The sequence below is a fragment of the Achromobacter sp. GW823-FHT04E03 genome, assembly GCF_058796095.1.
Map to the genome: position 1 here is coordinate 2,285,740 of NZ_JBXAIJ010000001.1, position 10,179 is coordinate 2,295,918.

General features: G+C 64.9%; 9 protein-coding genes. 8 read left to right on the forward strand and 1 reads right to left on the reverse strand.

Features of this window, described 5'->3' with window-relative positions; all coding sequences use genetic code 11:
• Genes AC1RHV_RS10875 through AC1RHV_RS10910 form a run of 8 tightly spaced genes read left to right on the forward strand, consistent with a single transcriptional unit; the run spans window position 1 to window position 7,231 of the window.
• Window positions 1-378 carry a RidA family protein gene (locus AC1RHV_RS10875; RefSeq protein WP_175161879.1) on the forward strand — a complete coding sequence of 126 codons (378 nt, stop codon included), beginning with the start codon at window positions 1-3 and terminating at the stop codon, window positions 376-378.
• Between the two features lie 39 nt (window positions 379-417).
• Window positions 418-1,020 (forward strand): glutathione S-transferase family protein, encoded by a 603-nt coding sequence (locus tag AC1RHV_RS10880; RefSeq protein ID WP_175161876.1) that lies wholly within the window; start codon window positions 418-420, stop codon window positions 1,018-1,020.
• Between the two features lie 20 nt (window positions 1,021-1,040).
• Entirely contained in the window at window positions 1,041-1,844 is an 804-nt protein-coding gene (locus AC1RHV_RS10885) for an ABC transporter ATP-binding protein (RefSeq protein ID WP_225590541.1), read from the forward strand.
• Between the two features lie 14 nt (window positions 1,845-1,858).
• Window positions 1,859-2,665, forward strand: a complete 807-nt coding sequence (locus tag AC1RHV_RS10890) for an ABC transporter permease (RefSeq protein WP_192355233.1) — start codon at window positions 1,859-1,861, stop codon at window positions 2,663-2,665.
• Between the two features lie 23 nt (window positions 2,666-2,688).
• The gene (locus AC1RHV_RS10895; protein WP_054451241.1) at window positions 2,689-3,702 is read left to right on the forward strand and encodes an ABC transporter substrate-binding protein; all 1,014 of its coding nucleotides are present in this window, start codon (window positions 2,689-2,691) and stop codon (window positions 3,700-3,702) included.
• A gap of 9 nt (window positions 3,703-3,711) precedes the next feature.
• Window positions 3,712-5,208, forward strand: coding sequence for an aldehyde dehydrogenase family protein (locus AC1RHV_RS10900; protein ID WP_460360922.1), 1,497 nt, complete (start codon window positions 3,712-3,714; stop codon window positions 5,206-5,208).
• On the forward strand, window positions 5,205-6,818 hold the full coding sequence (locus tag AC1RHV_RS10905; RefSeq protein ID WP_460360921.1) for a GMC family oxidoreductase: 1,614 nt from the start codon (window positions 5,205-5,207) through the stop codon (window positions 6,816-6,818). The genes AC1RHV_RS10900 and AC1RHV_RS10905 overlap by 4 nt, the downstream gene beginning before the upstream one ends.
• Window positions 6,818-7,231 carry a hypothetical protein gene (locus AC1RHV_RS10910; RefSeq protein WP_054451238.1) on the forward strand — a complete coding sequence of 138 codons (414 nt, stop codon included), beginning with the start codon at window positions 6,818-6,820 and terminating at the stop codon, window positions 7,229-7,231. Before AC1RHV_RS10905 ends, AC1RHV_RS10910 begins: the two co-directional genes overlap by 1 nt.
• 64 nt (window positions 7,232-7,295) lie before the next feature.
• On the opposite strand, the gene AC1RHV_RS10915 is transcribed toward AC1RHV_RS10910, so the two are convergent.
• Entirely contained in the window at window positions 7,296-10,067 is a 2,772-nt protein-coding gene (locus tag AC1RHV_RS10915; protein WP_492300726.1) for an autotransporter family protein, read from the reverse strand.
• Between the last annotated feature and the right edge of the window lie 112 nt (window positions 10,068-10,179).

Sequence of the window (10,179 nt, forward strand, 5' to 3'; positions counted from 1 at the left end):
ATGGCATATCTACAACAAGCCTTCGGCAAGAAGAATCCCAACCTTCCCTTCCATCCGGCCGTGCGTGCGGGCGACTTCGTCTTCGTGTCCGGGCAGGTCGCCAAGGACGAGAACGGCGTCATGCAGGAAGGGACCATCGAACAGCTGACACGCAGCACTATCGAAGCCATGCGCCGCGTCTTGCAAAGCGCGGGCTGCGACCTGGCGGACGTCGTCAAGGTCACGACTTACCTGGAAGATGCGCGCGACTTCGGCCGCTACAACGGCGTCTTCAAGGAGTACTTCCCGGACGGCATGCTGGCACGCACCACGGTGGAGGCGCGCGCCGTCATCGACACCAAGATCGAGATCGAATGCATGGCCTACAAGCCGCTTTGACCACAAACACACGACAAACACACTCAAGGGAGTTGCATCATGTTGGAAGTTCTTGGCCGCGCCACGTCCGGCAATGTTCAGAAAGTGCTGTTCCTGCTCGAGGAGCTGAAGGTCCCTTACCTGCGCAAGGACTACGGCAAGACGTTCGAAGGGACGACGCTCACCGGGGAATACAAGGCCATCAACCCCACCCAGAAGGTGCCGACGCTGCGCGACGGCGACCTCCATATCTGGGAATCGCACACGATCCTGCGTTACATCGCCAACACGCACGAAGCCGAAACCCTGTATCCCGCCAATCCGGCGGCCCGCAGCCAGGTCGAGCGCTGGATGGACTGGACTTTGGCATCGCTGAACGTCGCATACCTGGCGGGTTTCAAGGAAGCCAAGCTGCCTCCCGAAGAGCTGACCGAGACTGCGACGAAACTGCTGGGCGCGGAGCTATCACTGCTCGATGGACACCTCGCAGGCAAGACCTGGGTGGCGGGCGACAAGATTTCCCTGGCCGATATCTGCCTGGCTCCGCTGGTCCGGCGCTGCCTGAAGTTCCCGCACGCCAAACCCGAATTGCCCAACCTGAAGGCATGGATGAAACGGGTCGAGGACAGGCCGGCCTTTGCCACGGCCGTCGCGGCCGGTTGAGGTCGGCCATGGAGACCGGCATGCACAAACCGCCAGACGACTCCCAGATCCGCGCGCGCGGACTGACTGTCGACTTCGACACCCGCGCCGGACGCGTGCGGGTGCTCAACGACATTGACGTGGACATCGCGAAGGGATCCTTCACCTCCATCATCGGCCCGTCCGGCTGCGGCAAGAGCACCCTGTTGAAAGTCTTTGCCGGATTGGTGCCGCCCACCGGCGGCGACGTCCGCGTGGCCGGCGTGCCCCCCACGGAAGCTGTGCGCCAGCGCCGCGTGGGCATGGTCTTCCAGGAAGCCGCGCTCATGCCCTGGCGCACGGCGCTCGAGAATGTCTGCTCGCTGATGCACCTGGTGCATGCCCGGCCCAGGCAGGAAATTCTCCAGCGCGGCCGCGAAATGCTGCGGCTGGTCGGGCTGGAGTATGCGGCCGACCGCTATCCCAAGCAGCTGTCCGGCGGCATGCGCCAACGGGTTTCCATCGCGCGTGCCTTGGCCCTGGATCCCGAGGTACTGATGATGGACGAGCCGTTCGGCGCGCTGGACGCCATCACTCGCGAAACCATGAGCGACTTCCTGCTGGACATCTGGGAGCGCACCGGCAAGACCATTGTCTTCGTCACCCATTCCATCGACGAAGCCGTTTACCTCTCGGACCGGGTCTATGTCATGGCCACCAACCCCGCTCGCATCGTCGACTGCCTGCCGGTCGCGCTGCCGGGCCCGCGCAGCGAGGCCACGTTCGCCAAGCCCGAGTTTCACGAGAAGTCGTATCAGCTTCGCCAACTGCTCAAGACCGGCCACGCCCAGGGGAGCACATCATGACGGCGGGTAGCACCATGAAAGCCAAAGCGCAGTCGCAAGTCCCTGTCGTTCCCCGGTTGCCGGGAAAGATCCGTCACGCGCTCGGTTCGGCCACGCCCAGCATCGTGCTCGTGCTGATCATCCTGGCCGCCTGGGAGGCCTGTGTCCGCATTCTGCAAGTGCCCGCGTTTGTCGTACCCGCGCCGACGGACATCGCGGCCGTTCTGGCGGAACGGCAGGCGGAACTCTTCCAGGCCTCGCTCGTCACGGGCGCAGAGATCCTGTACGGCTTCCTGTATTCGTGCGTCGTGGGCATCGCGATTGCGCTCCTGGTCGACCGCTATGCCTGGTTCGGCCGCGCGAGCTATCCGCTGATCGTGCTGTTCCAGAACGTGCCGAAGATCGCCCTGGCGCCGCTGCTGATTCTCTGGTTCGGGTACGACCTGCTCCCGAAGATCGCCCTGATCGTGATCATGGCCTTCTTCCCGGTCACGCTCAACATGTTGGTCGGCCTGCGGTCGGCGGATGCCAACCTGGTCGCGCTGCTCAGGTCCATCGGCGCGACGCCCAACCAGATACTGCGCCAGGTGAAGATCCCCGCTTCGCTACCCGCTCTGATGGCGGGGATGAAGGTGGCCATCACGCTGAGCGTCATCGGGGCGATCGTAGGGGAATTCGTGGGCGCTTCGGCCGGTCTGGGCTACATGATCCAGTTCGCATCCAGCCAGATGGAAACAGCGTTGGTATTCGCCGCCCTGGTCCAGATTTCGGTGCTCGGCGTCTTTTTCTACTATGTCATCGAATTGATCGAATACAGGTTTTTGGGTTGGGCCACTCACTAAATCGAATCAACAAGGGGAAAAACATGAGATCGAGTTGGAGATTCAGCGCGCTCTTCGGAGTGCTGGCACTGTTCAGCGGCGCCGTCCACGCCAAGGACGCAGTCACCGTGCAACTGGACTGGGTCGTGCGCGGCAATCATGCGCCCTTCTTCGTCGCCAAGGAGAAAGGCTATTTCGCAGACCAGGGCATCGATGTGACGGCGATCCGCAAGGGAACCGGCTCCACCGACGCGCTGCGGCTGGTGGCCAACGGGAACGCCGACTTCGGCTTCTCCGACCTGCCTACCCTGATGGTCGGGAGATCGCAGGGCGTGGCCAACTCGGCGCTGCTGGCGGTCAACCAGAAGACGCCGCTGGCAATCATATCGCTGAAGAAAAACTTCGACCTGCAGAACGCCAAGCAACTGAAGGACGCCAACATTGGCGTGCATCCCAGCGGTTCGACCTACATCTTCCTGAAGGCCGCGCTGGCCAAGAACGGCCTGGCGCTCGCCGACATCAAGCAGTCGACGGTGTCGCCGCCCTACGAAAACCTGTTGCTGCTGAACCGCGTGAACGTGGTACCGGGCTATATCGACGCCGAGGTTCCCGAACTGGAACACAAGGCAGGAGGGCCGGGCTCCCTGTCCATCCTGCACGGCGAGGATCTGGGCATCCAGAGCTACGGCTCGGGCGTCTTCACGTCGGACAAGAATATTGCTCAGCGCCCGGATCTCGTGCAGAGGTTCGTGACGGCCTACGCCAAGGCCTTTGCCGACGTGATCCAGAACCCGGAAGCGGCCGCCGACACGCTGATCAAGAACAACCCCGAGTACAAGGGCAAGAAAGACATGCTGGTGGCACAGTTGCGCGCAGATCTGGACTTTACGTTCTTCAGCGACCACACCCGGACGCACGGCATCGGCTGGATCGATCCGGCCCTGTGGCGCTCATCCGCGACGCTCTTCAAGGAGCAAGGCGCGCTGTCGCCTTCCTTCGACGACACCCAGGGCTTCGACACGCGCTTCCTTGAAAAAGCGCAAGCTCTGAAGCAGTGAGGCGACAACATGGCAGGAAAAACTCATAAGACCGCCTCGGGCGATGTCCAGCTGCCCGCCAACAACGGCGTCTACTATGGCGGCGGCTGGCACGCCCCCCTCAGCGAACGCTGGATCGACATCGCGGCGCCCGGAACGGGCGAACGGCTGATGGCCGTGGCTGATGCTGGCGCCGAAGACGTGGCGCGCGCGGCCGGCGCGGCGCGCGCCGGAGCCGTTGCATGGCGCCGTACGGCCCCGCTGGCCCGGGCCGCCATCTTGCGCAAGATGGCCCAGCGCCTGCGGGACAACGCAAGGGAGCTGGCGCTCCTGGATTCGCTGGACTGCGGCAATCCGGTATCCGAGATGGGTTCCGATGTCATGGTTGCCGCGGCGCTGCTGGATTTCTTCGCAGGCCTCGTGACGGAACTCAAGGGCGACACCATCCCGATGGGACACGACGCGCTGGACTACACCGAGCGGGAGCCCGTCGGCGTCGTGGCGCGCATCGTTGCGTACAACCATCCGCTGCTGTTCGCCATGGGCAAGCTGGCCGCCCCGCTGGCTGCGGGAAATGCAGTGATCATCAAGCCGCCGGTGCAGGCGCCCTTGTCTGCCTTGCGTTGTGCGGAGCTGATCGGAGATCTCTTGCCTCCGGGCGTCTTTTCGCTGATCCCGGGCGGCGCCGACGCCGGGGCCGCGCTGGCCGCCAGCCCCGACGTCGACATGATCGGCCTGGTGGGCAGCATTCCCACCGGGCGCAGGGTGATGCAGGCCGCGGCGTCGCGGCTCAAGCCCGTGGCGCTGGAACTGGGCGGCAAGAACCCGTTTATCGCCTGCCCGGACGTCGACCCCGCGCTGGCGGCGCGCGCGATCGTCGATGGCATGAACTTCACGTGGTGCGGGCAATCTTGCGGGTCCACCAGCCGGGCCTTCGTGCACCGTTCCATCTATGACGAAGTCTGCGCCAAAGTGGCGCTGGCTTGCGCCGCGTTCGTGCCGGGAGACCCGACCGACCCCGCCACCACCATGGGCGCAATGATCAGCCGCGAACACCGCGACCGCGTGAAGCAGGCGATCGACGCCGCCGTGGCGCAAGGCGCCCGCCTGATCGCGGGCGGCGGCATTCCCCGCGCCGGCGTCCCCGCAGGCGGCTTCTATCTGGAACCGACCGTCTTTGCGGACGTGGCCGCCACCTCGCCATTGGCCACCGAGGAGTTCTTCGGTCCCGTGCTGGCGCTCATTCCGTGGGACGACGAGCAAGAGATGCTGGCAGCGGTGCACAGCCTGGACGTCGGCCTGACCGCCGCTATCTGGACGGCGGACCTTGCGCGCGCCCACAGGCTCGCCCGCGAAATCGATGCGGGATTCATCTGGATCAACGAAGTCGGCAAGCACTTTCTTGGCGCACCGTATGGCGGGGTCAAGCAATCAGGCATCGGCCGCGATGAGTGCATCGGCGAGATGATCTCGTTTACCCGGGAAAAGAATGTCCACATCAACTTCAGGCCAGTGAGCCCGACATGAAGGCGGAATACGACTACATCATCGTTGGCGCAGGCTCCGCAGGCTGCGTGCTGGCCAATCGTTTGAGCAAGGACCCGGCAGTCTCGGTGCTGGTCATCGAAGCGGGCCCCTGGGACCGAGACCCGCTCATCCACATCCCGCTGGGATGGGGCAAGATCCTGCAGCAACGCCTGCATGACTGGGGTTACGACGCCGAGCCTGCCCCGCACGCCGATGGCCGGGCTATCGAATGCGCGCGCGGCAAGGTTGTAGGCGGAAGTTCGTCGACCAATGCGATGGCGTTCGTGCGCGGCCATCCCAAGGATTACGCGCGCTGGGCGCGGCATTACGATCTGCCCGAGTGGCGCTTCGAGGAAGTCCTGCCCTACTTCCGCCGCCTGGAGGACTGGGAGGACGGACACTCCGGCGACCGTGGCGCGGGCGGCCCCTTGCGGGTGCAGCGCTGCCGCTACCAGGACCCGCTGCTCGACGCCTTCTCCACGGCCGCCCGCCAGGCCGGGCACCCCTGGCTCGACGACTACAACGCCTCGCCGGCAGGCGGCTTCTCGCGCCTGCAGATGTCGATCCGGCGCGGACGCCGATGCAGCGCCGCGACGGCCTACTTGCGCCCCGCGCTGCGGCGTCCCAACCTGACCGTGGTCACGTTGGCGCATGTTCTTGGCCTGGACTTCGACGGCAGCCGCACAGTCGGCTTGCGTTTTACCAGACAGGGCCGCACCACGGCCGTCAGGGCGCGCCATGAGGTGATTCTTGCCGCAGGCGCCATCAACACGCCCGCGATCCTGATGCATTCAGGGATCGGCCCCGCTCAGACATTGCGCGATGCCGGCATACGCATCAGGCAGGAACGCGCCGGGGTAGGTGAAAACCTGCAGGACCATATCTCCGTCATCGTTACTGCACGCCGCCGCGAGCCGGGTCCATTTGTGCACGGCATGCGCCTGGACCGCATCGGCATCTCCATGGCGCGCGCCTATCTGGGCGGCGAGGGCTTTGCCGGCGACGTTCCAGGCGGCATAGTGGGATTTGTGCAGCCAGACGGCGGGGATACGCCGGACCTGCAGTTTCTCCTGACTGCCGCGCCGTTCAACGCTCATCCCTGGTTCAATCCGGTGCGCAAGCCTTTCGCCGACGGCTTTGCCGTCCGGACGGTGTTGCTGCACCCCCATAGCCGCGGCAAGATCACCGTCGCCAGTGCGGACCCGTTGGCGCCACCCCGGATCAACCAGAACTTTCTGGCGAGCGACGCAGACCGGGTCAGGGTACGCGAGTCGGTGCGTATCGCGCGGACCTTGCTGGACCAGCCCGCGCTTGGCGATTACGTCGCCACCGAGCTTGCGCCGGGCGGCGGCGTAATCGATGACGCCGCTATCGACGCATTCGTCCGCAAGACTGCCATCACGGTTCACCACCCCGGCGGCACGTGCAGAATGGGAGCCGAAAGCGACCCGATGGCAGTCGTCGACAGCCGTATGCGCTGCATCGGCGTTCCAGGCCTGCGCATCGTCGATGCCTCGGTCATGCCGGACCTGACCTCGGGCAACATCAACGCGCCCGTACTCATGCTGGCGGAGCGCGCCTCGGACTGGATACTGGAGGAGGCGCGCTGATGCGGCTTTCATTGCAACGTCATCGCTGTGTCAGCCTGCTGCCGCTGGCGCACACCGCCCACAAGCGGCTGGACGATTTCTTTTCCGTCGAGTACTGCAGCCGCGCCGATGAGCTTCCCGCCGACACGGCCGCGCTGATCGTCGGCGGTGCAAGCCTCTCATCGCTGCAAACAGGGCTGCCGGAGCGGATTCAGTCCGTGACCGTGGTGGGCAGCGATGCAGTGCCACCGCAGTTCGTGGAACAGATGAAGGCCAAGCGCGTACTGGTAACCTGGCCACGGGTCGCCGGCGCCGAAGACGAGCAAGAAGCGATGGAGATCTGTCACGACGTGATGGCGGCCTTTGGATTCGGCCGCATGGGGTCGCGGCCGCGCAACGTAGTCAACGATGTTTTGCTTTGCGATTGCTGTTGACTGCGTATTCCCGTGAAAGACCTGGCGCCGGCAGAAGGAGGTTCTGCCGGCGCCATCATCCACCTTAGAAAGTCATCCTGAAACCCGCGGTCGCGGTGACGACATGGCTGCCGGAGAAATCCGAGTCCGCGTCGATCTGGCCGTAGATCGCATAGCGTTCCCCCCAGCCGTAATTCACGCCCGCCCCCACGCTGCCCCAGGTTCGAGCCATGCGACTGGCGACCTGCGTGTCGGCCACGCGTACACGCGTTCCGTCCAGGAATTCATGTTTCACGTTGACGACGCCATAGACGCTGGACTCGCGCTTTACACCGGCCGTTTGCCAATTGCTCTTGTAATCCAGCGCAATGCCAAGGCGGCCCAGCAGGCTGTCGCCCTTGTCGCTTTCGACGCGCGCGCCGAATCTGTCGTTGAAGCGGTCGAAGCGGGTCGATACGTATGTCAGCTGCGCCTGCGGAATCAGGGCGAACCCCTCGCTCAGACCGAACGCCTTGCCTGCCTCGATACCCAGCCCATAGCTCTGGGCCTTCTGGCCGCCTTTCAGTTTTCCTGCCAGCCGTGAATTGAGGTCGCTGTCGAACCAGGTCGCCTGAGCCTGGGCATCGATATAGACGCCATTCTTGCCATACCAGGTCAAAGTTGGCGTCAGGCCATAGGCAGTGGTGTCGATGGTGCCGTCGCCATACACCGACGACACACGCGTGTCGGCCTTGCCGTAGTAAAAGGCCAGGCCGCCCACCAGACGGGAGCCCTCTTCCTGGCCCGCCAGGATACGGTCAACGCCGAATTGCGCTTTCCAGCTATCGATGTCCTGGCGCGCGCCCGTAGTCGACGCCGCGGGATCGAGCCGGCCCGTCGAGCCCTCCACACGGCTCCATACGCCGTTGCGGCCGGCGTCCGCCGAATCATAGAGGCGATTGCCGACCCGCTGGCGCAGGGTAGGCAGCTGGCTCAGGTGTAGCAGCGTATTGGCATAGGCCTCATAGACCGGCACGCCGGGCTGATAGAGCAAGGGCGGCTCGGCGCCCGGCGTACCGCCGCCGGGCGAGGGTGTGCCAGGATCGGTCGGCGTAGTGCCCGGGTCCGTCGGGGTAGTGCCGGGATCCGTGGGAGTGGTGCCGGGATTGGTCAGGGACGACCGCAAGTACCAGCCGCCGTCGGCCGAATCCTGTTGCAGCACATAGCCATAGGCGCCGGCCACCAAGGCCGGACGCCCCCCGATGACGTAATCGCCATTGGCCAGATCGAATCTTCCCGCCGACAGGCCATGGACCTGTACCACCTGGATGCCCCGTTGGGTCTGCGCGCCGGCGCCTCCCATGTTCTTCACCGTGACCGGTGTCGTGCCAGCGCTGTCGCCCGTGATCACCAGCTTGTCCGTCGGCGAATCATCGGCGCCAAGCTGCGTGCGAATTTCCAGATTGCCGCCCTGCGCCGCATAGTCGCCCGCGATCGTGAGGGTGCCGAAGCCACTGCGCGGACCCGGTGCGATCGTGCCGCGGTTGACTGTCGCGCCCACGCGTCCCGTGCCGGTCAATCGCGCGCCCGAAAGCACATCCACCGGGCCGCCGAAGGTGCCATCCATCTGCAGCGTTCCGGCCTGAATCTCGGTGTTTCCCGTGAACGCCGCGCTGTTGCCGGACAAGGTCAGCGTGCCCGCGCCCTGCTTGTTGAAGCTTGACGTCCCCGAGAACGCGGTAGACACGCCCACATCATGACCGTTCGTGTCGAACCAGGCGCCACCGCTACCCACGGCCTGCGTGGCGAAACCGTTCAGGAAATTATCCTCGTCACGATTGGCCCGCAGGATGCCGCCGTCCAGGTTGAAGGTGCCGTCGCCCGCGCCCTTGATGACGGAGCCGGTCTCCAACACGCCGCGGCCGCTGGCATCGCCGGTCAGGTTGAGCGTGCCGGTGGAAGTGCCGGCAGGGGCAAGCCACGTGTTGCGGGCGGCGACCGCAACCCCGCCCTTGGCGATGGTCAGCGTGCCCGTGCCTTCCGAACCGATTTCGATGCGGTCGCTGGCGGTGAGCGTGGAGATATCGGCCGTCGCGCTCGATACGGTCACCGTGCCGACGCTGCCCGCACTCTTGCCGATGTAAACCGCTGCCGCGGCGCCTGGCCCGCCCGAGCCGACGGTGCTGACGCTGGCGCCATCCAGGACGCGCAAGTCGCCAGTGCCTTCGAAACCCACGTATATATTGTTCAGCGGGTCCCAGACCGCCTTCGGGCCCGATACCGTAACGCTCCCTTCGCCGCCGACGTTCCAGCCGATGATCGCCTGACCGCTGTGCACGACGCCGTTGTCGATCTGCAGCGTGCCCTTGCCGCCCGTGCCGATCTCGAACGCGCCGATGGTGTTGAGATTCCAGGTGGACCCCGCCCCGGAAACAAGAACGTTCCCGACGCTGCCATTGTCGACGCCGATTCTGGCCGAGTCGCTATGCGCCACGCCGCCGTCCAGGATACTCAGCGTGCCGATGCTGCCGGCCTCGCCCCCGATCAGCACCGGGCTGGCGCTGGTCCAGGAGGACGCCGTGCCATTGCCGTCGCGGCCCTTCACCGTCACGGCGCCTGGAGCGCCATTAAAAATTCCAACGTTGGCCCAGTCATTTTCTACGGAACCGCCCGCATCGATGACCAACTCCCCGGCCAGGGTATCTCCGACCGTCAGATCGCCCCCGACATTCCAATGCGGCGTCTGGACGGGCCCCGGCAAGACCTGGCCAGTGGCGGAGACCGATTGGGCATTTGCGGGACTGGCGAAGTTCGCCGCGTAGACAACGAGGGCAGCCGACTTCAGCCATCCCGTGCGCGAGCAATTCCTGGCGACCATGAACAATCCTTTCTGAGTAGACGAGATCTCCTGTCGGTACGGCATGCAACCTGGCTTTCTTAATAGGTATTTTCACCAAAAGCGCGGGATTGCATACGCGGGTTGGAGCTCG

Coding starts and splice junctions, on each gene's coding strand:
- AC1RHV_RS10875 (WP_175161879.1), top strand. CDS start 1: ATGGCATATCTACAACAAGCCTTCGGCAAGAAGAATCCCAACCTTCCC.
- AC1RHV_RS10905 (WP_460360921.1), top strand. CDS start 5,205: ATGAAGGCGGAATACGACTACATCATCGTTGGCGCAGGCTCCGCAGGC.
- AC1RHV_RS10915 (WP_492300726.1), bottom strand. CDS start 10,067: ATGGTCGCCAGGAATTGCTCGCGCACGGGATGGCTGAAGTCGGCTGCC.
- AC1RHV_RS10895 (WP_054451241.1), top strand. CDS start 2,689: ATGAGATCGAGTTGGAGATTCAGCGCGCTCTTCGGAGTGCTGGCACTG.
- AC1RHV_RS10890 (WP_192355233.1), top strand. CDS start 1,859: ATGAAAGCCAAAGCGCAGTCGCAAGTCCCTGTCGTTCCCCGGTTGCCG.
- AC1RHV_RS10910 (WP_054451238.1), top strand. CDS start 6,818: ATGCGGCTTTCATTGCAACGTCATCGCTGTGTCAGCCTGCTGCCGCTG.
- AC1RHV_RS10900 (WP_460360922.1), top strand. CDS start 3,712: ATGGCAGGAAAAACTCATAAGACCGCCTCGGGCGATGTCCAGCTGCCC.
- AC1RHV_RS10885 (WP_225590541.1), top strand. CDS start 1,041: ATGCACAAACCGCCAGACGACTCCCAGATCCGCGCGCGCGGACTGACT.
- AC1RHV_RS10880 (WP_175161876.1), top strand. CDS start 418: ATGTTGGAAGTTCTTGGCCGCGCCACGTCCGGCAATGTTCAGAAAGTG.